This is a genomic window from Streptomyces sp. NPDC005820 (assembly GCF_040630255.1).
Lineage (GTDB): Bacteria > Actinomycetota > Actinomycetes > Streptomycetales > Streptomycetaceae > Streptomyces.
In genome coordinates this window covers 216,506-242,631 of the sequence record NZ_JBEXXE010000009.1, presented here as the reverse complement: position 1 = coordinate 242,631, position 26,126 = coordinate 216,506, and the positions used below count along the sequence as shown (strand labels likewise).

Annotated in this window: 24 protein-coding genes; 7 read left to right on the top strand and 17 right to left on the bottom strand. The window is 72.6% G+C overall.

The genetic code is table 11. From position 1 onward, the window contains the following. Window positions 1–3: 3 nt before the first annotated feature. Window positions 4–774: an alpha/beta fold hydrolase gene (locus tag ABZ464_RS13835; protein WP_359275535.1), complete on the bottom strand. Its 771-nt coding sequence runs from the start codon at window positions 772–774 to the stop codon at window positions 4–6. Between the two features lie 198 nt (window positions 775–972). Between ABZ464_RS13835 and ABZ464_RS13830 the strand changes: the two genes are divergently transcribed. Then, entirely contained in the window at window positions 973–2,067 is a 1,095-nt protein-coding gene (locus tag ABZ464_RS13830; protein ID WP_359275533.1) for a chemotaxis protein, read from the top strand. Window positions 2,068–2,170: 103 nt separating this feature from the next. Next, window positions 2,171–3,196 carry a Gfo/Idh/MocA family oxidoreductase gene (locus tag ABZ464_RS13825; protein ID WP_359275530.1) on the top strand — a complete coding sequence of 342 codons (1,026 nt, stop codon included), beginning with the start codon at window positions 2,171–2,173 and terminating at the stop codon, window positions 3,194–3,196. A gap of 12 nt (window positions 3,197–3,208) precedes the next feature. On the opposite strand, the gene ABZ464_RS13820 is transcribed toward ABZ464_RS13825, so the two are convergent. Next, window positions 3,209–3,622, bottom strand: coding sequence for an SsgA family sporulation/cell division regulator (locus ABZ464_RS13820; RefSeq protein WP_359275528.1), 414 nt, complete (start codon window positions 3,620–3,622; stop codon window positions 3,209–3,211). Window positions 3,623–3,971: 349 nt separating this feature from the next. Here ABZ464_RS13820 and ABZ464_RS13815 point away from each other — a divergent pair, with 349 nt between their 5' ends. Continuing rightward, the gene (locus ABZ464_RS13815) at window positions 3,972–5,351 is read left to right on the top strand and encodes a SpoIIE family protein phosphatase (protein ID WP_359275526.1); all 1,380 of its coding nucleotides are present in this window, start codon (window positions 3,972–3,974) and stop codon (window positions 5,349–5,351) included. A 70-nt stretch (window positions 5,352–5,421) separates the two neighbouring features. Here ABZ464_RS13815 and ABZ464_RS13810 read toward each other — a convergent pair whose 3' ends face one another. Then, entirely contained in the window at window positions 5,422–6,930 is a 1,509-nt protein-coding gene (locus ABZ464_RS13810) for a hypothetical protein (RefSeq protein WP_359275524.1), read from the bottom strand. Between the two features lie 231 nt (window positions 6,931–7,161). On the opposite strand from ABZ464_RS13810, the gene ABZ464_RS13805 reads away from it, so the two are divergent. Beyond that, entirely contained in the window at window positions 7,162–8,295 is a 1,134-nt protein-coding gene (locus tag ABZ464_RS13805; protein WP_359275521.1) for an aminoglycoside phosphotransferase family protein, read from the top strand. Between the two features lie 138 nt (window positions 8,296–8,433). Continuing rightward, window positions 8,434–10,383, top strand: a complete 1,950-nt coding sequence (locus tag ABZ464_RS13800; RefSeq protein ID WP_359275519.1) for a peptidoglycan recognition family protein — start codon at window positions 8,434–8,436, stop codon at window positions 10,381–10,383. 4 nt (window positions 10,384–10,387) lie between these two features. On the opposite strand, the gene ABZ464_RS13795 is transcribed toward ABZ464_RS13800, so the two are convergent. The 7 genes from ABZ464_RS13795 to ABZ464_RS13765 all read right to left on the bottom strand — a co-directional run bounded on the left by ABZ464_RS13795 (window position 10,388) and on the right by ABZ464_RS13765 (window position 16,362). Further along, window positions 10,388–10,885: a hypothetical protein gene (locus ABZ464_RS13795; RefSeq protein WP_351606116.1), complete on the bottom strand. Its 498-nt coding sequence runs from the start codon at window positions 10,883–10,885 to the stop codon at window positions 10,388–10,390. A gap of 148 nt (window positions 10,886–11,033) precedes the next feature. Continuing rightward, window positions 11,034–11,942: a universal stress protein gene (locus ABZ464_RS13790; protein ID WP_359275515.1), complete on the bottom strand. Its 909-nt coding sequence runs from the start codon at window positions 11,940–11,942 to the stop codon at window positions 11,034–11,036. Between the two features lie 138 nt (window positions 11,943–12,080). Beyond that, window positions 12,081–12,323 carry a DUF397 domain-containing protein gene (locus ABZ464_RS13785; protein ID WP_055637141.1) on the bottom strand — a complete coding sequence of 81 codons (243 nt, stop codon included), beginning with the start codon at window positions 12,321–12,323 and terminating at the stop codon, window positions 12,081–12,083. Window positions 12,324–12,406: 83 nt separating this feature from the next. Continuing rightward, window positions 12,407–13,573, bottom strand: coding sequence for a thiolase domain-containing protein (locus ABZ464_RS13780; RefSeq protein ID WP_359275513.1), 1,167 nt, complete (start codon window positions 13,571–13,573; stop codon window positions 12,407–12,409). Beyond that, window positions 13,570–14,613, bottom strand: coding sequence for a thiolase domain-containing protein (locus ABZ464_RS13775; RefSeq protein ID WP_359275510.1), 1,044 nt, complete (start codon window positions 14,611–14,613; stop codon window positions 13,570–13,572). Before ABZ464_RS13775 ends, ABZ464_RS13780 begins: the two co-directional genes overlap by 4 nt. Then, complete coding sequence (locus ABZ464_RS13770; RefSeq protein WP_359275508.1) at window positions 14,610–15,551, bottom strand: OB-fold domain-containing protein; 942 nt, start codon at window positions 15,549–15,551, stop codon at window positions 14,610–14,612. The genes ABZ464_RS13775 and ABZ464_RS13770 overlap by 4 nt, the downstream gene beginning before the upstream one ends. Window positions 15,552–15,561: 10 nt before the next feature. Beyond that, complete coding sequence (locus ABZ464_RS13765; protein ID WP_359275505.1) at window positions 15,562–16,362, bottom strand: crotonase/enoyl-CoA hydratase family protein; 801 nt, start codon at window positions 16,360–16,362, stop codon at window positions 15,562–15,564. Between the two features lie 177 nt (window positions 16,363–16,539). Between ABZ464_RS13765 and ABZ464_RS13760 the strand changes: the two genes are divergently transcribed. Then, window positions 16,540–18,144 (top strand): acyl-CoA synthetase, encoded by a 1,605-nt coding sequence (locus ABZ464_RS13760; RefSeq protein ID WP_359275502.1) that lies wholly within the window; start codon window positions 16,540–16,542, stop codon window positions 18,142–18,144. A 14-nt stretch (window positions 18,145–18,158) separates the two neighbouring features. On the opposite strand, the gene ABZ464_RS13755 is transcribed toward ABZ464_RS13760, so the two are convergent. Both ABZ464_RS13755 and ABZ464_RS13750 read right to left on the bottom strand, forming a co-directional pair. Beyond that, window positions 18,159–19,655: an acyl-CoA synthetase gene (locus tag ABZ464_RS13755; protein ID WP_359275499.1), complete on the bottom strand. Its 1,497-nt coding sequence runs from the start codon at window positions 19,653–19,655 to the stop codon at window positions 18,159–18,161. A gap of 59 nt (window positions 19,656–19,714) precedes the next feature. Then, window positions 19,715–20,098, bottom strand: coding sequence for a hypothetical protein (locus ABZ464_RS13750; protein WP_359275496.1), 384 nt, complete (start codon window positions 20,096–20,098; stop codon window positions 19,715–19,717). Between the two features lie 103 nt (window positions 20,099–20,201). On the opposite strand from ABZ464_RS13750, the gene ABZ464_RS13745 reads away from it, so the two are divergent. Continuing rightward, window positions 20,202–20,657, top strand: coding sequence for a MarR family winged helix-turn-helix transcriptional regulator (locus ABZ464_RS13745; RefSeq protein WP_359275494.1), 456 nt, complete (start codon window positions 20,202–20,204; stop codon window positions 20,655–20,657). Here the strand turns inward: ABZ464_RS13745 and ABZ464_RS13740 are convergent. From ABZ464_RS13740 to ABZ464_RS13720, 5 genes are all read right to left on the bottom strand, one after another. After that, a complete protein-coding gene (locus ABZ464_RS13740; RefSeq protein WP_359275491.1) occupies window positions 20,624–21,553 on the bottom strand; it encodes a hypothetical protein in 930 nt (309 codons plus the stop codon). The two genes, ABZ464_RS13745 and ABZ464_RS13740, sit on opposite strands and share 34 nt — an antisense overlap. A gap of 95 nt (window positions 21,554–21,648) precedes the next feature. Then, window positions 21,649–22,296, bottom strand: a complete 648-nt coding sequence (locus tag ABZ464_RS13735) for a response regulator transcription factor (protein WP_359275489.1) — start codon at window positions 22,294–22,296, stop codon at window positions 21,649–21,651. Then, a complete protein-coding gene (locus tag ABZ464_RS13730; RefSeq protein WP_359275486.1) occupies window positions 22,293–23,372 on the bottom strand; it encodes a histidine kinase in 1,080 nt (359 codons plus the stop codon). The genes ABZ464_RS13735 and ABZ464_RS13730 overlap by 4 nt, the downstream gene beginning before the upstream one ends. Before the next feature lie 37 nt (window positions 23,373–23,409). Next, window positions 23,410–24,969: an acyl-CoA synthetase gene (locus tag ABZ464_RS13725; protein ID WP_359275484.1), complete on the bottom strand. Its 1,560-nt coding sequence runs from the start codon at window positions 24,967–24,969 to the stop codon at window positions 23,410–23,412. After that, complete coding sequence (locus ABZ464_RS13720) at window positions 24,966–26,075, bottom strand: nitronate monooxygenase family protein (protein WP_359275481.1); 1,110 nt, start codon at window positions 26,073–26,075, stop codon at window positions 24,966–24,968. Before ABZ464_RS13720 ends, ABZ464_RS13725 begins: the two co-directional genes overlap by 4 nt. Between the last annotated feature and the right edge of the window lie 51 nt (window positions 26,076–26,126).

Sequence of the window (26,126 nt, the reverse complement as noted above, 5' to 3'; positions counted from 1 at the left end):
GGCTCAGCTCACGAACGCGTCGATCGCCGCCGTCAGCTCGGCCGGCTTCTCCACGGGGAGTTCATGGCCGGCGTCCAGGATGCGGACCGTGGCGTCCGGGTACGCCTTCGCCATCCTGAGCATCTGCTGCACGGGCAGCTGGATGTCGTAATACCCGTGGATCATGAGGGTGGGGGCCTGGATCTCCCCGACCCGGTCCAGGACGTCGAAGGCCCGCATGGCGCCGTACAGCGTCATGACGACCTCGCGCGGGGTGCCGGCCGAGGATCTGACGTACTCGCGGATCTCCTCCCGGGGGTGGCCGGGCGCGAACGCGCGCTGGATGTTGGCGGCCACGAACAGCTTGAACGGGACCAGGGTGGAGGCGCCCATCAGCAGGCCCCGGCCCCGGCTGTACGTCATCCTGGCGATGGAGTTCACCAGGACCATGCGCTCCACCCGGCCGGGGTGGGAGAGCGCGACGGTCTGCGAGATCATCCCGCCCATCGAGTGGCCGACCAGGACGCACCGCTCGATCCCGAGGTGGTCGAGGAGGGCGATGAGGTCGTTCGCCAGCTCGGCCACTGTCTTCACCCCGGCCCCGCCGCTCTCGCCGTGCCCGCGCAGGTCGAACCGGACGACGCGCCGCTTCTGCGCGAAGTGGGCGACCTGGTGGTCCCAGCGGTGCCGGTTCGCCGTCCAGCCGTGCACGAAGACCAGGGGCGTGTCGCCGCCGTCTCGCGGTCCCTCGTCGTCGTACGTCAGCGGTGCGCCGTCGACTTCGAGCTGCGGCATGGGTGCCTCCTGCGGTACGTGCCGGTTACTGACGCGTACGGTAACCGTCGGCCGGGCCCGTCGTCACCGTCGTACGCCGAGGAAATCAGGGACTTTCCCGCGCACCCGCCGCGGCCCCGCCCAACGGGACGGCCCGCCGACCGCTTTACGCGTGTTACCCCGAATGCCCCATAGGTGAATCGGTCCTATGGTGCTCATATGGAGCACGCACTCAGCCCCGCGACCCTCTCCGAACTGCGCCGCCCGCGCCCCTATCCCGCGGTCTCCGTGCTGACCCCGACGCACCGCCGGGAACCGGACAACGCCCAGGACCGGGTCCGGCTGCGCAATGTCGTGGCCGACGCGAAGAAACAGCTGGAATCCGACCCGGGGGTCACCCGTGAGCGGCGCGCGGACGTCGCCGACCAGCTCGACCGCGCCCTGGCCGAGGTCGACCTGACGTACACCGAGGACGGGCTGGTGATCTTCGCCGCGCCCGGTGAGCACCAGGTGTGGTCGCTGGGCCGCCCGGTGCCGGAGCGGGTCGTGCTCTCGGACACCTTCCTCACCCGCAACCTGGTCTCCGCGCAGGCCGCCGAGCGGCCGTACTGGGTGCTGTCGGTCTCCGCCGACCGGGTCACCCTGTGGACCGGCGGGCCGGACCGGGTCGCGGAGGAGCACCTCGGCGGCTTCCCGATGGCCCGTCGGCAGGAGAACTTCGACGCCGAGCGCCGGGAGCAGATCGGCGACACCCCGAGCACCTTCCGCGACGAGGACACCCGCCACTTCCTGCGCGACGCCGACACCGCGATGAACCGGCTGCTGCGGCTGGCCCCGCGGCCGTTGTACGTCACCGGTGAGCAGGCGGCCCTCTCGGCCCTCGACGAGCTCGGCACGGTCACCCGCGCCGCGGTGCACGTCCCGTACGGCGGGCTGTCGCACGGCACCCCGGAATCGGTGTGGCAGGCGGTGCGGCCGATGGTCGCCGCCGAGGCCCGCCGCAGCGTGGACACGGTCAGCCGCGCGCTCGAATCGGCCCTCGGCCGCAAGGAGTTCGCGGCCGGTGTCGACGAGGTCTGGCAGAACGCCCGGGAGGCCCGGATCCGGCTGCTGGCCGTCGAGGAGAACTACCGGGTGACCGTGCGCGACGACGGCGACCATCTGATCCCGGCCCTGAGCGGCGACCTCGACGCCCGCGAGGACATCGTGGACGAGATCGTCGAGCAGTGCCTGGAGACCGGCGCCGACGTGCGCTTCGTACCGGACGGCACACTGGGCGACGCGTCGGGAATCGCAGGCGTCCTGCGCTACTGAGAGCACCACCGTCGCGACGTCCCCGACATCCCCCTCCCCTCCCGCCACGCCTCCCACCCCCCGTACGCTACGAGATGATCGTCGGCGGAGAGGGAGAGCGTGCGTGGGTGATCTGCTGGGTGTGGCGGTGTTGGGGGCCGGGCACATGGGGGCGGACCACGTACGGCGCCTCGACCGCGTGGTGAGCGGGGCCAGGGTCGTCGCCGTGGCCGATCTCGACCTGGCGCGGGCCAAGGACGCCGTCGCCGGGATCGACGGGGTCGTCGTCCACACCGAGACGGAGGCCGCGCTGGACGCCCCCGGGGTGGCGGCGGTGCTGATCGCCTCGCCCGGTCCCGCGCACGAGGAGGCCCTGCGCGCGGCGCTCGCCCGGGGGCTTCCGGTGCTGTGCGAGAAGCCGATGGTGCCGGACTCGGCGGGGGCCCTGCGGATCGTCGAGGCGGAGGCCCGGCTCGGCCGGCGGCTCACCCAGGTCGGGTTCATGCGCCGCCACGACGCCGGGTACCGGCGGCTCAAGGCGCTCCTGGACGGCGGGCGGCTGGGGCGGCCCCTGATGCTGCACTGCGTGCACCGCAACGTCTCCTCGCCGCCGGACTTCACCAGCGCGATGCTGATCGACAGTTCGGTGTCGCACGAGATCGACGCGGCCCGCTGGCTGCTCGGCCAGGAGCTGACGGCGGTCTCCGTACTGCGGCCCCGCCCCTCCTCCGGCGCTCCGCAGGGGCTGCTCGACCCGCAGTTCGTGGTGTTCGAGACAGACGGGGGCGTCCTGGTGGACGTGGAGGTCTTCGTCAACTGCGGCTTCGGGTACCAGGTGCGCTGCGAGGCCGTGTGCGAGGCGGGCAGCGCGCGCATCGGCGACGACCACGGGATGCTGGTGACCGCGCGCGGCGACGCGGCGACCGAGGTGCCGCAGGACTATCTGGTCCGCTTCGAGGCGGCCTACGACCGCGAGGTGCAGGCCTGGGTCGACGCCGCCCGGCGGGGGCGGGTCACCGGTCCGACCGCCTGGGACGGCTACGCGGCCTCCGCCGTCGCGGAGGCCGGGGTCCGGGCACTGGAGAGCGGCGAGCGCGTCACGATCCCCCTCGCCGCACGCCCGGAGCTGTACGCCGGGCAGGACGGCTGAGACCGTCCGGCCTCAGACATTGCCGAGCAGGGCCTGCAGCCCCTCGTCGACGGCGGCCCCGACGTCCTCCCCTCCGGCCGGGACCACGGCGTAGCTGCGCAGCAGGAAGCGGCGCAGGGCGAAGGTGTCGAACTGGAGCAGGGCCATGCCGAACGGCGAGTGCAGCTCCACCACCGTCCGGCTCGGGCCGCAGGGCCAGATGTGCACGTCGCCGGTGCCGGCGGGGCCGCACAGGCCCTCCTCCAGCAGGGTGCGCCCGAAGGTCCAGGACGCGGCCTCCTCGGCGAGGGAGATCTCCGCCGGGAAGTCGAGGTGCACGGCGAACGGGTCGTGGGCGGCGTAGCGGAGCGTCGCGGCGACGGGCAGTTCCTTGTCCTCGGCGGTGATCAGGCGCGCGCGGACGGGCTGTTCGAGGGTGATGTCCATGCTTGTAGGACCCCGCAGGCGCCCCTCGCATTACGCGAAAGCGGGTGCTACTTGATGTGATCTGCGTCACTGCGCCGTTTGCCTGAACACAAGACCGCCGAACAGGCGACCGACGGTCTTCCCGTACCCCCCTTCGGTCCCACAAGTCACGTACGCCACCTACGACTTGGCCCCCTTCCCGGCGTACGATCAGCACCCCCGTGAGCCCGCCTCGGGGACGGAGGCATATGCCAGAGACACCACCGAATCGTGTGTTGCCAAATCCCTTACACGGCGTCGCGGGCTGTGCAACAGTCGTAACGGCCCTTCCGTCCCCGTTCGTCGTACCGTCCCCGCATCGGAGTGCGTCATGCCGTCCCATCTGTCTGCGGACCATCCCGCCGCCCAGCCGCCGGGACGCGGCTCGGTCGACGCGCTGATCTCGCAGACGCGACGGCTCAAGGTCGACGTCGACGCCGTACGACGGGACGCCCGGGACATCGACACCGGGGACCCGCAGGGCCGCTGGCAGCGCGCCCTGTACGACCTGGCGCTGCACCAGCTCGAGGACCTCGACGCCCACCTGGCCCAGCTCCGGGACGGCCCGCCGCCCGCACCCGCCGCCCCCCGGGACTCCCTGCTCAGCCGGGTCGGCAGCGCGGAGTGGAACCTGCTGGCGGACGACGCCCTCTGGTCCGCGGAGCTCTACGGCATCCTCGGCCGCGACCCGGCCACCCCCGCGCTCACCCTCGACGAACTGCCCTCCCTCGTCCTCGACGAGGACCGGCCGAAGCTCACCACCATGGTCACGGACTGTCTGGTGGACGCCCGGCCCATCGACGGCGAGTTCCGCGTCGTACGGCCGGACGGCGGGGTGCGGACCGTGCACATGATGGGTGAGCCCGTGCTCGACGCCGACGGCGGCACCACCTCGATGTGGGCCGTGCTGCGGGACGTCAGCGCGCTGCGCCGCAGCCAGGGCGAGGTGCGCGAGACCCATGACTCGCTGCAACGCCACCGGCAGCGCGCACAGAGCGAGCGCCGGCTCGCGGTCGAGCTGCAGGAGGCCGTGCTCCCGCCCGGACCCGGCGCCCTGCGGCTCCCGCACGGGGGCACCGCCACCCTCGACCTCGCCGTCGGCCGGCTGCCCGCCGCGACCGGCTCGCTCCTCGGCGGGCACTGGTACGACGCCCTCGAACTCCCCGACGGCCAGACGCTGCTGAGCATCGGTGACCTCACCGGCCACGGCCCGACCGTCGCCGCGGACACGGCGATGCTGCTGGGCGCTCTGCGCGGCATGGGCATGGCCGGCACCGGACCCGCCCAACTGATGACCTGGCTCAACCAGTTACTCGACGCCACCGTCCAGCCGGTCCTGGCCGGCGCCGTGTGCTGCCGCTACCGGCCCGACACCCGCACCCTCACCTGGGCGCAGGCCGGACACCCCACCCCGCTGCTGTTCCGCGACGGGACGGGATGCCGGCTCGACACACCCGAGGGTGTCCTTCTGGGCGCCACCACGGGCGCCACCTATGGGCAGGCCGAAGCGACCCTCGAGACGGGCGACCTGCTCCTGCTGCACACCGCCGGACTGGTACCCGGCGACGGAACGCCCCGACTGCTCGACCTCGCCCCCCGCTTCCACGAGGCCGGCACCGCACAGGACTGCCTGCGGACGGTCATGGAGGAGTTCGGCGAGACCGGGCGCGACGACGACGCCTGTGTGCTCGTCGCCCGGGTCACCCGGTGATCAACCGGTCATCAACATGGACGGTTAACTGTCCGCCCGGTCGGCTGTCTTCGCCCGACCGGCAACGCACTCATGCCTGGGCGGTGTTGCCGCCCCGCCCTCCCCTCGGCCTCGGCAGCGCCTGCCTGATCTGCTCACGCAGCTCGCTGATGCTCGGGTAGCCGGCGTACTCCGCGGTGAGCCGGTACATCTCGCGCAGCCGGTCCCAGGTGCGGCGGGAGGAGTTCGAGCCCATCGACATCAGGGCCAGCCGGGCGTAGCGGTCCGCCTGTTCCGGGTCGTCCGCGATGAAGCAGGCCGAGGCCATGGACAGATGGTCGAAGATCTTCGACCGCTCCCGTCCGTCGACCCGGAGCGCCAGGGCCTTCTCCGCGTAGTACTGGGCGTGGACGGCCGCCTGCGGCTCGAACTCGGCCAGGGTGCGGTAGGCCAGGGCCTGCATGCCGTACAGATCCTCGTCCTTGAAGGTCTGCATCCAGGACGGCGGTTCCGCATCGGCCCGGTCGGAGACGAAGAGGTCCTCCGCCTGGCCCAGGGTGCGGCGCATGGCCTGGCCCTTGCCCATCGACGCCTGCGCCCAGGCCTCGATGGTGTGGAACATCGCCCGGGTACGGGGCAGCACCTGGCTGCCGGAGCCGGACTGCGCCAGTTTCATCAGGTCCAGGGCCTCGTCGGGCCGGCCGAGATGGACCATCTGACGGGCCGCGCGGGAGAGCGCCTCCCCCGCCCGGGGCCGGTCGCCGCCCTCCCGTGCGGCATGGGCGGCGATGACGAAGTACTTCTGGGCGGTGGGTTCGAGGCCGACGTCGTGCGACATCCAGCCGGCGAGGACGGCGAGGTTGGCGGCGACGCCCCACAGGCGCCGCTGGAGATGGACAGGATGGTGGTAGGCGAGCATGCCGCCCACTTCGTTGAGCTGTCCCACGACGGCCTTGCGTTGCAGCCCGCCCCCGCGGGCCGCGTCCCAGGCTCGGAACACCTCGACCGAGCGCTCCAGTTCCTCGATCTCCTCCGTCCCGATGGGGGCGGCCTCATAACGGTCGAACCCAGCGGGGTCGGCATGCGGGAGGAGGGGGTTGTCGAGGACGGGAGCGTCGGCGGAGAGGGTGGGGTCGGTGTGCAGCCAGTCGTACATGGCGTTGCTGAGTGCTGTCGCTGATCCCGCGGCGAGCGCGGCACCCGCGCCCACCAAGCCGCGTCGGTTGAGCATGAGGTCCATTCCCGTGAATTCGGTGAGGACCGCGGCAGTCCGTTCGGGCGCCCACGGCAAGCCGTCGGGATGCTCTGCGCTCCCGCCGCCCGGCCGTTTCCCCGTACGCCCGTGCCGGACCAGACCGAGGTCCTCGATGGTCACGACACGGCCGAGACGCTCGGTGAACAGGGCCGCCAGCACCCGCGGCACCGGATCGCGCGGGATCTCTCCCGTGTCGATCCACCGCCGCACCCGGGAGGTGTCGGTCGACAGCTGGGGGTGGCCCATGGCCGCCGCCTGCCGGTTGACCAGCCTCGCGAGTTCACCCTTGGACCAGCCGGCCAGGCCGAACAGGTCCGCAAGGCGGGTGTTGGGTTGTCCGCTCACGTAAGCCCCCAGGTTCTCGGCTGAGTTGACAGTAGCCCGGTGAAAGTTGCCGGGCGACTATTCGCCAGGGTTCGCCAGGGTCCGCCAGATGGTGTGCCACTGGGCGACGGGTGTCAGGTAGGAACGCGCCACCCCGACCCGGTCACCGAGGGACATTCCCCAGGGTGCACCCGGGTGGTCGGTCGGGGCAGCGCTTTGACTCGCAGGCACACGAAGGGATCTGTTCCGCCCATGTACGCAGCATCGTCCTCCGTGTCCGCACCGCCCCGGTCGCTGCACCCCCGCCCGGGCGGTGGCGGCCCCTATCTCGCCCCCCAGCGCACGGCGGCCCCCGTGCTCGGCGGTGTCCGCCGTCCCGCGGGGCTCGGCGCCCAGCCGGTCAGCGGCAGGCTCGACCTGTCCGGCCCGCAGGGTGCGCAGCTGCGCACCGCGATCGCCTCGGTGCACCGGATCTGTCCGGAGTTCGCCCCGGTGCAGGTGCTGCGCCGCAGTGGACGCTCGGTGCTGCTGGTCGGCACGACCGGACGCAGCACGGCCGTGGCGAAGTGTTTACTGGACCACTCGCCGGTCTGGGCCGAGCGGATCCGGCACGAAATAGCGGCGTACCGCACGTTCGTCCGGCAGCGCCCCCCGGTGCGGGTGCCGAGACTGATCGCGGCGGACCCGGACAACTGCACCCTGGTGATCGAGCGGATGCCGGGGCGGGTGGCGGCCCTCCAGCGGCATCCGGCCGAGACCCCGCCTCGGGCGGACATCAGGGCGGCGCTCGGCGCGATCTGCCGGCTGAACGCCTGGCGGCCGCCGGCGGGCACCTTCGACGCGCCGCTGGACTACGCGGCCAGGATCTCCCGCTACCACGAGCTCGGTCTGCTCACCGACCGGGACCTGGGCGACCTGCAGAAACTGCTGCACGGCATCGCGGCCTCCGCGGGCCGGCAGGGCATGGGCCAGTTCTGCCACGGCGACGCCCTCCTGTCGAACATCCTCGTCTCACCGGCCGGTCCAGTGCTGGTGGACTGGGAGCACGCGGGGTGGTACCTGCCGGGCTACGACCTGGCGACGCTGTGGTCGGTCCTCGGTGACGCGCCGGTGGCGCGCCGTCAGATCAGCCAGATCGCCCAGTCGGCGGGACCGGCCTCCCGGGACGCCTTCCTGGTGAACCTGATGCTGGTGCTGACCCGGGAGATCCGCACCTACGAGACGGCCGTGCAGCGTTCGATGCACGACTCGGCCCCGACGGCCCCCGGGGTGGCCCACCCGGGTGCCGCGCCGTCCGGCGAGGAACAGCGGCTGCTGCTGCGCCGGCTGCACGACGACTGCCAGCTGGCCCGCCGGGCCGTGCGCGCGGCGGTCGGCACTCGCTGAGGGGACGAAGGGCCGTGCTGCGCCGGAACGGCGGCGCAGCACGGCCCTTCGTGCGTCTCCATCAGTGCGTCGCTACCACGGCAAATGCCCTTTATATGGTCATTATTGACGGGTTATCGGCAGACCGAGGAGGCCACTTTGCCAGGACCCGTCACCCACCCCCGACCACCCGTCCCGGTCCGAAGAGCCGCCGGGGCCATCGCCTCGGCGGCTCTGCTGCTGCCGCTGCTCGGCGCGGCGCCGTCGGCCGCCGAGGCCGAGGCGCCCGGTCTGCAGCGGGCCTTCGCCACGGCCGCCGCCCGATATCACGTCCCGCAGAGCGTGCTGCTGGGCGTCTCCTACCTCCAGTCCCGCTGGGACACCCACGCCGGGGCGCCGAGTGTGACCGGCGGCTACGGCCCGATGCACCTCACGGACGCCCGTGCCGCCCTGGCCGGCACCCCGCACCACAGCGAGGCCACGGAGGACGCCCGGGGCGACTCCGCCCGCCGGGCCCGGCATCCGCAGGTGCGGGTGCCGTCCGGCGACGAGATCCCGGCCCGGCTGCGGACGCTCCCCCGGGCCGCGGAGCTGACCGGGCTGAGCGCGGCGAAGCTGCGCAAGGACCCGGCTGCCAACGTGGCGGGCGGCGCCGCGCTGCTCGCCGCCGCCCAGGAGTATCTGGGCGAGCCGCTGAGCGAGGACCCGTCGGACTGGTACGGCGCGGTGGCCCGGTTCTCGGGCGCGGACGACAGCGAGACCGCCGCCGCGTACGCGAACGACGTGTACGAGGTGATGCGCACCGGCGAGCGGCGGGTCACCGACTCCGGCGAACTGGTCGCGCTGACCGCGCAGCCGAACCTGGATCCACGGATCACCCAGCTGAACCGGGCCGGTCTGCGCCAGGGGTCGGCGGAGGGCACCGAGTGTCCGGCGTCGGTGTCCTGCGAGCGGATCCCGGCGCCGTACGAGGCGTTCGGCGCCGACGACTACGGCAACCACGACGAGGCCGACCGGCCCGCGTCCTCGCCCATCCGGTACATCGTCATCCATGACACCGAGGGCGGCTGGGAGGGGGTCATCAACCTGGTCCAGGACCCCACCTATGTGTCCTGGCACTACTCGCTGCGCTCCACCGACGGTCACATCGCCCAGCACGTACGGGTGAAGGACGTGGCCTGGCACGCGGGCAACTGGTACGTCAACGCGAACTCGATCGGCCTGGAGCACGAGGGCTTCCTCGCCCAGCCGGACTCCTGGTACACGGAGGCGATGTACAAGTCGTCGGCGCGGCTGGTGGCGTTCCTGGCGGCGCGGTACGGGGTCCCGCTGGACCGGCAGCACATCCTCGGCCATGACACCGTGCCCGGCCCGACCGCGGCGAACGTCGGCGGTATGCACACCGACCCGGGCCCGTACTGGGACTGGCGGCACTACTTCGAACTGCTGGGCAAGCCTCTGGAGGCCACGGCGCCCGCGGGCAGCCCGGTGGTGACGATCCGGCCGGACTACGCCACCAACCGGCCCGCGTACCTGGACTGCGGCGGCAAGGGCAAGGCGTGCGCGGCGCACGGCTCCAGCGCGGTGCGGCTGTACGCCGACCACGACGAGAAGGCGGCGCTGGTCACCGACCCCGGCCTGGGCACGCCGACCACCGGGGTGAACGACCTGTCCTCACGGGTCTCCACCGGTCAGCAGTTCGCGGTCGCGGGCACCTGGGGCGACTGGACGGCGATCTGGTACCTGGGCCGCAAGGCCTGGTTCAGGAACCCGCAGTCCAGGCCGGCGGCGGTGCCCTCGCACGGGGTGCTGATCACGCCCAGGGCGGGCCTGGACAGCGTCCCGGTGTACGGGCGCGCCTACCCCGAGGCCTCGGCCTACCCGGCGGGGGTCCCGGTGCAGCCGGTCTCCGCACTGCCGTACACCCTGCCGAAGGGCCAGCGGTACGTGGCCGGGGACAGGGTGCCGGGCGAGTATCTCTACGCGGGCGCCTTCGACCCCAGCACGCATCGGGTGGTCGAGGGCAAGGAGCAGTACTACGAGATCCAGTACGGCCACCGGGTGGCGTTCGTCCGCGCGGCGGACGTGACGGTCGTCCCGGCGTCCTGAGGCCTCAGCCCTGCTGGAACAGCTCCGCCGGGAGAGGCTTCAGCAGGGCGTACAGGTCGTCGGTGATGGGGCGGTCCCAGGCGGCGATGGTCACCAGGACGTTGTCGCTGCGGTCGAACTGGACGCAGGAGATCCGGCCCTCGGAGAGCTTCAGCCGGCGCACGATGAGGAGGTTGTCGCCCTGCATCACCGGCATGTCCTCGGTACCGACGACGGTCACCTCCTCGTCGTTCTCCAGGGCGAGCAGCAGCTGGGCCACCTCGAAGGGGATCTCGCCCTCGGCGACCTCACGGGCCGGGGAGCCCTCGGGGAGGTTCCCGATGATCATCGCGGGGCCGCGGCCGCCGAACAGGTCGTAGCGCAGGAAGACGCCCTGGCAGCTGCCGTCGGGGGCGGGCAGCAGGCCGGCGCCGAGGTTGCCGGGCCAGTCGCCCGGGTCCATGGCCAGCACGTCGAAATCGGGGCCGGCGGGGGTGGCGCTGCGGCGGCGGAGGAACGACATGCCGCCATCGTACGGCCCCGGGAGGATCGGTCGTGTGTCGAGTGCGGGTGGTTCGTGGTCGATCGCGCAGTTCCCCGCGCCCCTGAGGTCGGACAGCGTCCCGTTGGTTATCGATTCGCGATCTTCTTGTGGCGTTCCGCGCGGGTGGTCAGTCCTCGGCCGGGGCCGGTGGCACCACGGCGATCGGGCTCGCCGCGTGCATCAGGACGGCGTGGGTGACGGAGCCGAGCATGCGGGTGGGGGCGAGCAGGCGACGGCGGTGGCGGCCGACGACGACCAGCGTGGCGTCCACGGAGGCGGCGACGAGGAGTCCGGCCGCGTCGCCGGGGGTGGGGACGGCGTCCACGCGGACGCCCGGGTGCCGCTCGCGGTGCGGGGCGAGGAAGCCGGCGATGAGGGTGCGGGTCTCGTGCTCGATGGCGTCCTGGTCGTAGACCGTGAGGGGCAGGTCGCCGGGGGCGAGCCAGCTCTGGATCGGCCACGGGTAGGCGGCGAGCACATGCAGCCGTGCGTCGCGCAGGGCCGCCTCGCCGAAGGCGAAGTCGAGCGCGGCGTCGTCGGGGCTGTCCGTCTTGAGGCCGACGACCACCCGGGGGCCGGGCTCGACGGGCAGGGTGATGTCGACCGTGCGGTCCGGCCGGGGCACGATCACGACGGGGCATTCGGCGTCCCGGGCCGCGGTCAGCCCGTTGGAGCCGAGCAGCAGACTGGCGAAGCCGCCGCGGCCGCGGGAGCCGAGCACCAGCAGCCCGGCCTCGGCGCCGAGTGCGGGCAGCAGGGCGCCGGGGGCGCCGTCGAGGCCGGCGTACTCCGCCTCCGGCACCCCGGACGCGCCGCTCCCCGCCAGGCGGACCCGGGCGTCGGCGAGGACCGGGTCGCCCTCCGGGGGCGGCGGCACCGGGACCGGGGCGCCGTGCGGCGCCCAGGCGGAGTGGTGCCGTACATGCGCCACGCGCAGGGGCGCCGCTCGGCGGCGGGCGGCGTCGGCGGCCCAGTCGAGGGCGCGCAGGCTGTCGTCGGAACCGTCGACCGCCGCGACGACCGGCAGGGTGCTCATGGTCCTCACCTCCGGGACACGACCTTCGTCCTGCTGGGGCCAGCCTGGCTCAGCCGGGGCCCCGGGAGGACGTACGGGGTCGCGTGTCCGGAAATACGAGGGGAACACCCCCCGAATCGCCGCGCGGCGGGACCTGCCCTACGTCAGGTCGAACTCCCCCTCCCGGGCGCCCGAGACGAACGCGCCCCACTCCGCCGGCGTGAAGATCAGGGAGGGACTCTCGGGGCGTTCGCTGTTGCGCATCGCGATGAATCCCTCGACGAAGGCGATCTGGACATCCCCCCGCCCCCGGCTGCTGGACTGCCACTCGGCGTTGCTGAGGTCCAGCTCAGGCTTGTCCCAGCCCATGAGCGGCTGCTGCTGGATGGTGCTCTCGGCCACGTCCGTGCTCCTCCCGGTTCGTCGTCCGCGGGCCAGCCTAGCGATCGGTTCCGGGTGCCGACAGAGCACGTGAACGGTGCCTTTCAGGACTCGGGGGGCCGGGCTCCCACGAGCCACATGGAGAAGAACTGCGAACCGCCGCCGTAGGCGTGTCCGAGCACCTTGCGGGCCCGCTCCAACTGGTGTTCCCCGGCCTGTCCGCGCACCTGGAGGGCGGCCTCCGCGAAGCGGATCATGCCGGAGGCGCCGATCGGGTTGGTGGACAGGACCCCGCCCGACATGTTGACGGGCAGGTCCCCGTCGAGCTCGGTGACCCCCGACTCGGTGAGTTTCCAGCCCTCGCCCTCGGCGGCGAAGCCGAGGTTCTCCAGCCACATGGGCTCGTACCAGGAGAACGGCACGTACATCTCGACGGCGTCGATGTCCCGGCGCGGGTCGCCGATGCCGGCCTGGCGGTAGACGTCGGCCGCGCAGTCCTTGCCGGCCTGCGGGGAGACGGCGTCCTTGCCCGCGAAGAGGGTCGGTTCGCTGCGCATCGCGCCGCCCAGCATCCAGGCGGGCGGCCGGGGCGAACGGGCCGCGCCCGCGCGGTCGGTGAGGACCATCGCGCACGCGCCGTCGGAGGAGGGGCAGGTCTCGGAGTAGCGGATCGGGTCCCACAGCATCGGCGAGGCCTGGACCTTCTCCAGGGTGATGTCGTGCTCGTGCAGATGCGCGTACGGGTTCTTCAGCGCGTTGCGCCGGTCCTTGTACGCCACCAGCGAGCCGACGGTGTCGGGCGCGCCGCTGCGCCGCATGTACGCGCGGACGTGCGGGGCGAAGAAGCCGCCGGCCCCGGCCAGCAGGGGCTGCTGGAAGGGGATCGGCAGGGACAGCCCCCACATGGCGTTGGACTCGGACTGCTTTTCGAAGGCGAGGGTGAGGACGGTCCCGTGGACGCGGGCGGCCACGAGGTTGGCCGCGACCAGCGCCGTCGAGCCGCCGACGCTGCCCGCGGTGTGCACCCGCAGCATGGGTTTGCCCACCGCGCCGAGCGCGTCGGCGAGGTACAGCTCGGGCATCATCACGCCCTCGAAGAAGTCGGGCGCCTTGCCGATGACCACGGCGTCGACGTCCGCCCAGGTCAGCTCGGCGTCCTCGAGGGCGCGCCGGGCGGCCTCGCGGACCAGTCCGGCGATCGAGACGTCCCGGCGGGCCGCCACGTGCTTGGTCTGGCCGATGCCGACGACGGCCACGGGTTCCTTGCTCATCGCGGATCCCCTTCGAGTACGGCGACCAGGTTCTGTTGCAGACACGGGCCGGAGGTGGCGTGGGCGAGGGCCCGGTCGGACTCGCCCCGGTGGATGCGGGCGGCGGCCTCGCCGATGCGGAGGAGGCCGGCGGCCATGATCGGGTTGGCGGCGAGGGCGCCCCCGGACGGGTTGACGCGGACGTCGTCGCCGAGCCGGAGCGCCTTGCGCAGGACGACCTCCTGGGAGGTGAAGGGCGCGTGCAGTTCGGCGGTGTCGACGGGCCGTTCGAAGGCGCCCGCCTTCTCGGCGGCCAGCCGGGTGGAGGGCGAGTCGGTCAGGTCGCGCACGCCGAGCGCGTGGGCCTCGATGCGGTGGTCGATGCCGCGGATCCAGGCGGGGCGTTCGCACAGCTCACGGGCGCGTTCGCCGGCGGCGAGGACCACGGCGGCGGCGCCGTCGCCGATCGGCGGGCAGTCGCCGGTGCGCAGGGGCCGTACCAGGTAGTCGCCGTGCGGGACGGGACCGCGCAGCTGGGCGTGCGGGTTGTCGGTGGCGCGGCTGCGGGCGGCGATGCCCGCGAGGGCGGGCTCGTCGGTGTCGCCCGCGTCGATCAGCGCCTGGGCCTGGAGGGCGGCGAGGGCGACGGAGTCGGGCCACAGGGGGGCGAGGTAGTAGGGGTCGAGCTGCCGGGTGAGGACGTCGCGCACCGACCCGGGCGAGGACTTGCCGTAGGAGTACACCAGTGCGGTGTCGGCGTCCCCGGTCAGCAGCTTCGTCCACGCCTCGTACAGCGCCCAGGCGCCGTCCATCTCCACATGGGACTCGGAGATCGGCGGCCAGGCGCCGACGCCGTCGAGGGCGAGGGTGAAGGAGAAGGCGCGGCCTGCGAGGTAGTCGCTGGAGCCGGAGCAGGTGAAGCCGATGTCGGCGGTCTTCAGTCCGGTCCGCTCCAGCACCTCGTGCAGGACCGGCATGAGCATCTCCACCTCGGAGTGCTCGGCGGTGCTGCGCAGGGTGTCGCTCTGTCCGAAGGCTACGACGGCGATGTCCCGGGTCACAGCAGCTCCTTGTACGTCTCGTAGTCCGCGTCGGGTTCGCCGGTCGGCCGGTAGTGGTCCGGGTAGCGGCCGCCGTCCGTCCACACCGGTTCGACCCTGAGGCCCATCCGCACCTGGTCGTACGGGATTCCGCCGATGCGTCCGTGCAGCGCGAGGTCGGCTCCGTCGAGGGCGATGTGGGCGTAGACGTAGGGGACGTCGATGTCGAGGTTCCTGGCCTTGATGTTGACGATGCAGAAGGTGGTGACCGTGCCGGCCGGACCGACCTCGACCTGCTCGGCGGTGGCCACCCCGCAGGTGGGGCAGGCGCCGCGCGGTGGGACGTACACCTTGCGGCAGGAGGGACAGCGCTCGCCGACGGTGCGCCGGCCCGAGAGGGCGGCGATGTAGGCGGACTGGGCGCGGCCGGGCGAGTAGGTGTAGTCGAGCCGGGCGTGGGCGACGATCCCGGCGACCTTGTCCTCGAACTCGCCGTCGCTGCCGCCCGGTGGGACCGGCTCACCGTCGTACGGTTCGAAGCAGGCGATGTCGGTGATGGCGCCGGTGCGCTCCTCGGCCCAGCGGATCCGCACCCGCATTCCGGTGCGGACGGCGTCGGGGCCGGGGGCGTCGAGGGCGTGCAGCAGGGCGGTGTCGGCGCCGTCGAGCCTGACCAGGACCCAGGCGAAGGGGGTGGCGAGGGGCTGCCCCCGGCGGGGTTCGTGGTTCCAGGCCCAGGTGGTGACCGTACCGGTGGGCGCGACCTCGAGGAGGTCCCGGAGCTCCTCGGCTGTGACGGGGTCGTACTCGACGGGCGGGACGAGGGTGCGCCCGTCGGCGGTGGCGACCCCGAGGACGACGCGCTCCCGCAGCCCGGTCAGAAAGGCGCTCTGCACGGGTCCCAGGGACCGGGTGAAGGGAAACTCGACGACGAGGGGGGCTTTGAGGACTTCGGGCACGGGGGGCTCCTCAGGCGCGCTTGTAGACGGGCGGTCGCTTCTCCGCGAAGGCGCGGGCGCCTTCCTTGGCGTCGGCGGTGTCGAACACGGGCCAGCCACGCTTGAGTTCGGCGGCGAGCCCGTCGGTCTCCGTCAGGTCGGCGGACTCGTACACCGACGCCTTCACGGCCTCCACGGCCAACGGCCCGCAGGTGTTGATCAGTTCGGCGATCTCCAGGGCCTTGTCGAGGGCCGTGCCGTCGGGAACCACATGGCCGATCAGGCCGATGTCCGCCGCCTCCCGCGCGGTGTACGGCCGCCCGGTGAGCAGCATCTCCAGGGCGTGGGTGCGGGGGATCTGCCGCTGGAGGCGGACCGTGGAGCCGCCGATCGGGAACAGGCCGCGCTTCACCTCGAAGAGGCCGAAGGTGGCGGATTCCCCGGCGACGCGGATGTCGGTGCCCTGGAGCATCTCGGTGCCGCCCGCCACGCAGTACCCCTCGACGGCGGCGATCACGGGCTTGCGCGGCCGGTGGTGGCGCAGCATGGCCTTCCAGTGCAGGTCGGGGTCGGCCTTGAGCCGGTCGCGGTGCCGCTCGCCCTCCATGCCCTTGCCGGCCAGGGCCTTGAGGTCCATGCCGGCGCAGAAGCTGCCGCCCGCCCCGGTGAGGACGATCGAGCGGACCGCGTCGTCCTCGTCGGCCTCGAGCCAGCCGTCGTACAGACCGACGAGCATGCCGATCGAGAGCGCGTTCCTGGCCTCCGGCCGGTTGAGCGTGAGCACGAGTGTGGCGCCTTCGCGCCGCACGGTGAGGTGTTCGGTTCCGCTCATCGCACATCTCCCCTCGGAAAGAACGAGAACAGGTTGCAGTAGGCGGGAAGGCACTTCAAGAGTTTTCTGACACTCAGTCAGATTTCTTGGTGAGGACCCTTCCCAGTTGCCGCGCCCTTTGCTCTGATGACCGGCGAACCGTTGCAGGAGCCGGGGCGCCCAGGGTCAGGAGGAGCGGTGGAGTACAACCTTGCCGACCTGTTCGAGTCGGTCGTCGACGTGGCGGCGGACCGTGAGGCGCTCGTGTACGTCGACCATCCGGGCACCGGCGCCGAGCGCCGGCTGACCTACGCGGAACTGGACGCGGCGGGCAACCGGATCGGCCACCACCTCCTGGACAGCGGGATCCGCCCGGGTGAACACGTCGGCCTGCATCTGTACAACGGCGTCGAGTATCTTCAGACGGTGCTGGGCTGCCTCAAGGCCCGGCTCGTGCCGGTCAACGTCAACTACCGGTACGTGGAAGAGGAGCTGGTCTATCTCTACCGGGACGCCGATCTGGTCGGACTGGTCTTCGACGCGGAGTTCACGGACCGGGTGGCGGCCGCGCTGCCGCAGGCCCCGGCGCTGCGGCACCTGGTGTGCGTCGGCCCGGCGGGCGAGGGCATCACCGCGTTCGCGGACGCCGAGGCGGCCGGCTCGCCGGAGCGCGGCTTCCCGGACCGCTCGGGCGACGACCAGTTCATCATCTACACCGGCGGTACCACGGGCATGCCCAAGGGGGTGATGTGGCGTCAGGAGGACCTGTTCTTCTCGGGGCTGGGCGGCGGGGCGCCGACCGGGGAGCCGGTGAAGAAGCCGGAGGAGCTGGCCGAGCGGGTCGCGGCGGGCGGTTCGGGGATCACCTTCTTCCCCACTCCCCCGCTGATGCACGGCACGTCCACCCTCACCGCCTTCATCGGCTTCAACTTCGGCCAACGGGTGGTGCTGCACCGCAAGTTCGTGCCCGAGGAGGTGCTGCGGACCATCGCCAAGGAGCGGGTCAACGCCGTCGCCCTGGTCGGCGACGCGATGCTGCGGCCGCTGATCGACGCGTTGGAGGGGCCGATGAAGGGTACCGACTGCTCCTCGGTGTTCAGTGTCTCCTCCTCCGGGGCGATCATGTCGGACACGGTCCGCGGGCAGTTCCGGGCGCTGCTGCCGAACGCGATGCTGCTGAACAACTTCGGGTCCTCCGAGTCCGGCTTCAACGGCACCGCGACGGAGGACTCCGGCCCCGAGCGCGGCTTCCGGATCCGGGTCAACTCCCGTACCCAGGTGGTCGATCCGGTGACACACGAGCCGATCGCCCCCGGCGAGGTCGGCCGGGTCGCCCAGCACGGTCACGTCCCGCTCGGCTACTACAACGACCCGGCGAAGACCGCCGAGACGTTCTTCGAGAAGGACGGCGAACGCTGGGTGCTGCTGGGCGACATGGCCACCGTCGACGAGAACGGAGTGGTCGTCGTCCTGGGCCGTGGCTCCCAGTGCATCAACACCGGCGGCGAGAAGGTGTACCCCGAGGAGGTCGAGCAGGCGCTGAAGTCCCATCCGGACGTGTACGACGCCCTGGTGGCCGGGGTGCCGGACTCGACCTGGGGCAACCATGTGGCGGCGGTGGTGCAGGTGCGCACCGGGGCGCCGCACCCGTCCCTGGAGGAGATCCAGACCCACTGCCGGGCCCGTCTCGCGGGCTACAAGATCCCCCGCCAACTGGTGATCGCCGAGACGATCCGACGCTCACCGAGCGGCAAGGCGGACTACCGGTGGGCACGGGAGGTGGCGGTGGCGGACAGCCACTGACGAACGCCCGGGCGTCACGCGCCGAAGCGGTCCCGCAGGTCCCGCTTGAGGATCTTCCCGCTGGCGTTGCGCGGCAGTTCGTCCACGAAGAGGACCCGCTTCGGGGCCTTGAACGGGGCGAGCTTCTCCCGGGCGTGCGCGACGAGTTCGTCCTCCGTGACCTCGCCGCGCGCGACGACCACGGCGGTGACCGCCTCGATCCACTTCTCGTCGGGCAGGCCGATCACCGCGACCTCGGCGACCGCCTCGTGGGTGTAGAGGGCGTCCTCGACCTGGCGGGAGGCGACCAGGACGCCGCCGGAGTTGATGACGTCCTTCACCCGGTCGACGATCGTGAAGTAGCCGTCGGTGTCGCGGACGGCGAGGTCCCCGGAGTGGAACCAGCCGCCCCGGAAGGCCTCGGTGGTCTCCTCGGGCTTCTCCCAGTAGCCCTCGCACAGCTGCGGGGAGCGGTAGACGATCTCGCCGGGCGTGCCGTCGGGGACCTCGTCGCCGTTCTCGTCGACGACGCGGGCGTCCACGAACAGGACCGTGCGCCCGCAGGAGTCCATGCGGCCCTTGTGCTCGTCCGGGGCGAGGACGGTGGCGAGCGGGCCGATCTCGCTCTGTCCGAAGCAGTTGTAGAAGCCGAGCTTCGGCAGGCGTTCCCGCAGCCGTTCCAGGACGGGCACCGGCATGATCGACGCCCCGTAGTAGGCCTTGCGCAGCCCGCCGAGGTCACGGGTGGCGAAGTCGGGGCGGCCCGCCAGCCCGATCCAGACGGTGGGCGGGGCGAAGAGGCTGTCGACGCGGTCCGCCTCGATCAGGTCGAAGAGCTGCTCGCCGTCGGGTGCGTCGAGGACGAGGTTGGTGGCGCCGACCGCGAGGTACGGCATCAGGAACACATGCATCTGCGCGGAGTGGTACAGCGGCAGGGAGTGCGCGGGACGGTCGCCGGCGCTGAGGTCGAGAGCGGTGATCGCGCTGAGGTACTCGTGCACCAGCGCCCGGTGGGTCATCATCGCGCCTTTGGGCAGGGCTGTCGTGCCGGAGGTGTACAGCAGCTGGACCAGGTCGTCGGTGCGCGGCTCGGGGCCGTCGTACGGCTCGGCACCGGCCAGGCGGGCGAGGAGCGAGCCGTCGGCGTCGCGCAGCGGCAGCGTCCGTACGCCCTGCGGAAGTCGGTCCCCGAGGGCGGGGTCGGCGAGGACGAGGGCGCTGCCCGACTGCTCGACGATGTACGCGAGGTCGTCGCCGGTGAGGTTCTGGTTCACCGGGACGTGGACCAGACCGGCGCGGGCGCAGGCGAGGAAGGCGACGAGGTAGGCGTCGGAGTTGTGGCCGTAGGCGCCGACCCGGTCGCCCCGTTCGACTCCTTCGCCGAGCAGGACGGACGCGGCGCGCGAGACGGCGTCGTCGAGCTCCTGGTAGGTCCAGGTGCGGTCGCGGTACTCGACCGCGACGCGTGCCGGGGTGCGGTGGGCGCTGCGCCGCAGCACCCCGTCGACCGTGCTGCCGTGTCCGGGCGTCATGGCACATGATCCTCGACTGGCCGCAGGGGCAGGTCAAGTCGGGCCCCGCCCGGGCGCTCTCAGGCGACCGCGCCCGCGACTCCGCTGCGGCCGTCGGGGACTCCGGTGACGCTGACGAGGGTCTGCGCCCGGACGTCCTCGCCGAGCACGGCGGCCACCGCGTCGGTGGTGGCGCCGATGAGCCGCGGGATCGCGTCCGGGACCCCGGGCACATGGTAGGCGGCCTCGCGCATGCTGAGCGTGACCGACGGCGCGATCTTGTCGGTGGGCAGTCCGCCGATGCCCCGGCGGTGGGGCGGGATGCCGATGACGTCGACGCCGACGAGGCTGCGGAACCGCTCGCCGTAGACCGAGCCGACGGCGTCGGCCAGCGCGCCGATCAGCTTCGGTTCCACCGTCCCGTCGAGGGCGGTCTCGCTGATGTGCACGGTGTAGTGCGGCACGGGGGATCTCCGTTCGCGCGGGTGCGTAGGATCCGATTCGGCTTGCCGAACAAAATAGCTTTGATCTCAAAGGCAATACCCAGCGTAATGCGAGGAGTGCCCGATGTCCATGCCCGGCGGCGTCGACGCGACCGTCCGAGAGCTGCTGCTGCTCATGCCGCGCCTGGTGGGCCGGGCGAAGCGGATCCCGGTGCCGGAGGCGCTGCGGTCCTTCGACCTCGCGCCGCGCCATCTGTCGCTGCTGGCGTGTCTGCTGTTCGACGGGCCGATGACGGTCAATGAACTCGCCGCCCGGCTGGAGGTCGCCCCGACCACCGTGAGCCTGCTGATCGGCGACCTCAGCCGGAAGGGGATCCTGGAGCGGCGCGAGGACGAACGGGACCGCCGCCGCCGGATCGTCGCCCTCGCCGCCGACCACGAACCGGCGATCTCGGCGTGGCTGGCGCCGGGGGCGGCGGCGTGGCGCAGGGCGCTCGCACCGCTCACCCCGGATCAGCGGCGGTTGTTCGTCGACACGTTGCTCGCCTACGAGGCGGAGGTCGCCGCGGAGCGGGACTGAGCCCCGCGCCGCGGGGAGACATGGGCCAGGGCGACGAGCGTGGCCGCCGCCGCGGCCAGGAGTCCGGCCACCAGAGTCACGCCCATGGCGGCGGACGGGTGCAGGGGTGCGCGTCCGTCGTAGGCCGTGACGGTGATCGCGGCGAACGCGGCGGCGAACCCGAGGGCCGCCACGCCCGTCACGGCGCCCGCCGCACGGTCGCCGAGCCGGCCCGCCTCGCACAGGATCGCGAGCACGGCGAGGAGCTGCAGTCCGTGCAGGCCGACGGCGTGGGCCAGTTTGGCGCTGCCCGCGGCTCCGAAGAGGATCTCGTACGGGACGTGTCCCGTGTCGTCGAACACCTGCTCGCCGATGGCGGCCATCTTCTGCCCGATGGCCCCGGCCGCCAGGACACCGGCCAGTCCCACGAGGACCGCGACCCGGGACGCCGGGCGGCCCTCGAACCGTACGAGCGCGGCCACGCACAGCACCACCACCCCGAGGACGAGCAGCAGGACGAGCGTGCCGATCGCGCTCCAGACGGCGGCGTCGGTGTCGGTGGCCTGGTTGAAGTGGGACGCGGTGCCGCGCCAGCGCTGCGCGGTGATCAGCACGGCTTCCGCCACCGAGGTGAGGACGACCAGTCCCGCCCCGGCCCGGATCCACCAGCGGGCGGCCAGCTGGCGCAGGATCCAGACCACGGCCCAGGCCATCAGCCCGAAGGACACCCCGAACACCACCGGCTTGCGCCAGGACACCGGCCCCCACCAGGGCGCGAAGTCGACGAGCGCCACCGCGCCGTGCACGGCGCCGGACGCCGCCATCGCCGTACCGCACCACCACAGCAGCCGCTGGTAGCGGTCGACGGGCCGCACCGCCCGCCACACCTCGTTCGCGTATCCGCCCGGCACGTTCATGCCCGCCCCCGTCGTCTCCCCGTCCGCATGCCGACGGTAGGACGGTGTCCGGCCCGGGGCGTCCCCCCGCCGGGGTACCCCCACGGGGGTACGCCTCACACGAGGCCGGAGCGGTGGGCGATGGCCACGGCACCGGCCCGGTCGCGGGCCCCGATCTTGTGCAGGATGCGTTTGACGTGGGTCTTCACCGTCGACTCGGCGATGCCCAGCCGGTCGGCGAGTTCGGCGTTGGTCAGCCCGTCGGCGATCAGGCGCAGGATCTCCGTCTCGCGGGAGGTGAGCTGCCGCAGCCGGGCGTCGTCCGGTGGGCCGCCGCGCCGGGTGACGAGCCGGTCCACGAGGGGCCGGGTGACCAGCGGGTCCAGCAGGGTGTGCCCGGCGGCGACGGTACGGACGGCGTCCACGAGCCGTTCCGGCGCGGCGCGTTTGAGCAGGAAGCCGTGCGCTCCCGCGCGCAGTGCCCGCCACACGTACTCGTCGTCGGGGAACGTCGTCAGCACGAGGACGCGGGTCGGGAGTCCGGCGTCCACGATGCGTGCGGTGGCCTCGATGCCGTCGTGGCCGGGCATACGGACGTCCATCAGGACGAGGTCCGGCGCCAGTTCACGGCACAGCTGCACCGCCCGTACGCCGTCGCCCGCCTCGCCTACGACCTCGATGCCGGCGGCTTCGAGCACGACCGCGACGCCGGTGCGCAGCAGGGGGTCGTCGTCGGCGAGCAGCACCCGCAGGGTGGGGTTCACGGCAGCGGCACTCCGACGCTCAGGGTGAACCCGCCGCCGGCGCCCGGCCCGTGCTCGACGTGTCCGCCGAGGGCGGCGGCGCGCTCGCCGATGCCGCGCAGGCCGCGACCGGGACGGTAGTGCGGGGCGGGCCCCTCGCCCTCGTCGGCGATCCGTACGACCAGGGTGTCCGCCCGGCGGCCGACGGTCACCTCGGCGGTGCGGGCGCGTCCGTGCCGCAGCGCGTTGGTGAGGGCCTCCTGCACGATGCGGTGGACCGACGTCCGCAGCTGTGGGGGCAGTTCACGGGCCTCGGGCGCGATGTCCAGCCGGACCTGCATGCCCGCGTCGGCCAGGGGCCGCACCAGCCGGGCGAGGCCGAGGGGGTCGTCCAGGTCGTCGGGATCGTCCTCGGCGCGCAGGACGCCGAGCAGCCGGTCGAGTTCGGTGAGGGCGTCCCGGCCGGTGCGCTCGACGCCGGCCAGCAGCTCACGGGTGCGGTCGGGCCGGGTGTCGAGCACCACCCGGGCGGCGCCCGCCTGGACCAGCATGGCGTTCACGGAGTGCCCGACGACGTCGTGCAGTTCGCGGGCGATCCGCACCCGTTCGGCGAGCACGTCCTCCCGGCGCCGGTCCGCCCTGCGCTCCTCCGCGTCCCGGTTACGGCGCGCGGTGCCGTAACCGGCCGCCCACACCAGCAGCCAGACGAAGACGACGGCGACCGGCACCGAGGCCGGCCGGTCCTCGGGCGCGAACCAGGCCAGCACACCGGGCAGGACGAGCAGGGCGCCGAGCCGGGCCCTGGCCGGGGTGGCGTACAGGCCGACGTAGTACACGCCGATGAGGTTCGCCACCGGCGTCAGCGGGCCCGGTCCCACCCACAGGGCCTCCGCGGCGAGCCCGGCCGTACCGACCGCGTAGGCCGTCAGCGGCAGTCTGCGGTGCACCGCGAGGCCGCCGGCGATCACGAGGGCGAGCGCCAGGGCCGCCCACAGGGGCCCCTCGTCCTCCGGGCGCGGACCGAGCCGTACGGCCGTCATCGCCGCGAACACGACGACGGCCGGCCCGAACTCGCCCGGCCCCTGCGGAAGTCGCACGGCCCACTCCCCCGTCGTCCCTGACAGGGTCTCAGTATCACACCGGCCGGGTGCGTCCCTCCCAGTACGGCTCCCTCAGCCGCCGCTTGTACAGCTTGCCGTTCGGGTCGCGGGGCATCTCGGTGATGAAGTCGATGGACTTGGGGCGCTTGTAGCCGGCGAGGCGGTCGGCGCAGTGGGCCAGGAGGGCGGCGGCGAGGTCGGGACCGGGTTCCTGGCCGGGGGCCGGTTCGACGACCGCCTTGACCTCCTCGCCCCAGTCGTCGTGCGGGATGCCGAAGGCGGCGGCGTCGGCGACGGCGGGGTGGGCGAGCAGCGCGGACTCGATCTCGGCGGGGTAGATGTTGACGCCGCCGGAGATGATCAGGTCGATCTTGCGGTCGCGGAGGAAGAGGTAGCCCTCCTCGTCGAGGACGCCCAGGTCGCCTACGGTGAAGAAGTCGCCGATGCGGTTCTTCCGGGTCTTCGCCTCGTCCTTGTGGTAGGCGAAGCCTCCGGTGGTCATCTTCATGTAGACCGTGCCGAGTTCACCCGGCGGGAGCCGGTTGCCGTCGTCGTCGAAGATCGCCAGCTCGCTGATGGGCCAGGCCTTGCCGACCGTGCCGGGCTTCTTCAGCCAGTCCTCGGCGGTGGCGAAGGCGCCGCCGCCCTCGCTGGCCGCGTAGTACTCCTCGACGCACTCGCCCCACCAGTCGATCATCGCCCGCTTGACGTGGTCCGGGCAGGGCGCGGCGCCGTGGATGGCGTGCCGCATGGACGAGACGTCGTACGCCTGCCGGGTGGCCTCGGGGAGGGCGAGGAGCCGGTGGAACTGGGTGGGGACCATGTGGGTGTGCGTGCAGCCGTGGGTGTCGATCAGCCGCAGCATCTCCTCGGGGGTCCACTTGTCCATGAGGACCAGGCCATGGCCGATGTGCAGCGAGGAGCCCGCGAACTGCAGGACCGCCGTGTGGTACAGCGGCGAGCAGACCAGATGCACGTTGTCGTCGAAGGGGCGGACGCCGAAGAAGCCGAGGAAGCCGCCCAGATACGCCTCCTCGGGGAGTTTCCCGGGCAGCGGGCGCCGGATGCCACGCGGGCGGCCCGTCGTACCGGAGGTGTAGTTCATGACCCAGCCGAGCGTGCGGCCGGTGGGGGCCGACTCCGGTTGTCCGTCGAGGAGTTCGGCGTACGGCCGGAAGCCCTCGGCCGCTCCGACGCCGTACCGGTGGCTGGTGGGCAGGCCGGCCTCGTCGGCGGCGCGGCGGGACTCGTCGGCGAAGCGCTCGTGGGCGATGAGGACCTTGGCACCGGAGTCGGCGACGATCCACGCGATCTCGGGCCCGACCAGGTGGTGGTTGACGGGGACGAGGTAGAAGCCGGCCTGGGTGGCGGCGAGGTAGGCGGTGAAGAACTCGGCGGAGTTGGGGAGGACCACGGCGAAGGCGTCGCCGCGTTCCATGCCGGCCGCGCGCAGTCCGTGCACCAGCCGGTTCGCGGCGGCGTGCAGCCGTCCGGCGGTCCACTCCTCGCCGTCCGGCGCGATCAGGGCCGTACGGTCGGGATCGGCGCTCGCCTGGGCCCAGAAGCCCGCGGGGGGTGTGCCGGTGCTCGTCACTGTCCACTCCTTCCGGCGATGCGGTTGACGCGGTCCACGGCCTGCTCGAAGCCGCGGGTGAGCTCGTCGAAGACCGCCTGCACCGGGCGGACCTCGTTCATCCGGCCGACGATCTGCCCGACGGGCGTGCCGAGCAGCGGGTCGACCTCGTACTTCTGGATGCGGGAGACCGCCTCGGCGACGAGCAGTCCCTGGAGGGGCATGGGGAGGGTGCCGGGGCCGTGCGGGTCGTCCCAGGCGTCGGTCCACTCGGTGCGCAGCTGGCGGGCGGGTTTGCCGGTGAGGGCGCGGGAGCGGACCGTGTCGCCGGAGCCGGCCGCGAGGAGTTTGCGGGTGAGGGCGGGCGAGTGCAGGTCGGCCTCGGCGGTGGTCAGCCAGAGGGAGCCGAGCCAGACGCCCTGGGCGCCGAGCGCGAGGGCGGCGGCGATCTGGCGTCCGCTGCCGATGCCTCCAGCGGCGAGGACGGGCAGCGGGTCGACGGCGTCCACGATCTCCGGGGTGAGGATCATGGAGGCGATGTCCCCGGTGTGTCCGCCGGCCTCGTAGCCCTGGGCGACGACGATGTCGATGCCCGCCTCCTGATGCTTGCGGGCGTGCCGGGCGCTCCCGGCGAGCGCGGCGACCAGCACGTTCTGCTCGTGGGCGCGGGTGACGACGTCGGCGGGCGGGGAGCCGAGGGCGTTGGCGAGCAGCCGGATCGGGTAGTCGAAGGCGACGTCGAGCTGGCTGCGGGCGACCTGCTCCATCCAGCCGGTGATCCGCCAGCCGGACGCCTCGCCCTCGGCCAGCTCGGGGACGCCGTACTTGGCGAGGGCGTCCCGGACGAACTGCCGGTGGCTCTCGGGGATCATCGCCTCGACGTCGGCCTCCGTGACACCCTCCACCTTCTTGGCGGGCATGACGACGTCGAGCCCGTACGGCCGTCCGTCGACGTGCGCCTCGATCCAGTCCAGGTCGCGTTTGAGGTCGTCGGGGGCGGTGTAGCGGACCGCGCCGAGCACGCCGAAGCCGCCCGCGCGGCTGATGGCCGCGGCGACGGCGGGGAACGGCGTGAAGCCGAAGACGGCGTGCTCGACTCCCAGGTGATTGCTCAGCTCCGTCTGCATGGGCGCAGGATGCCGCAGCGGACCGGCCGACGGAAGAGCTTTTCTGATAGA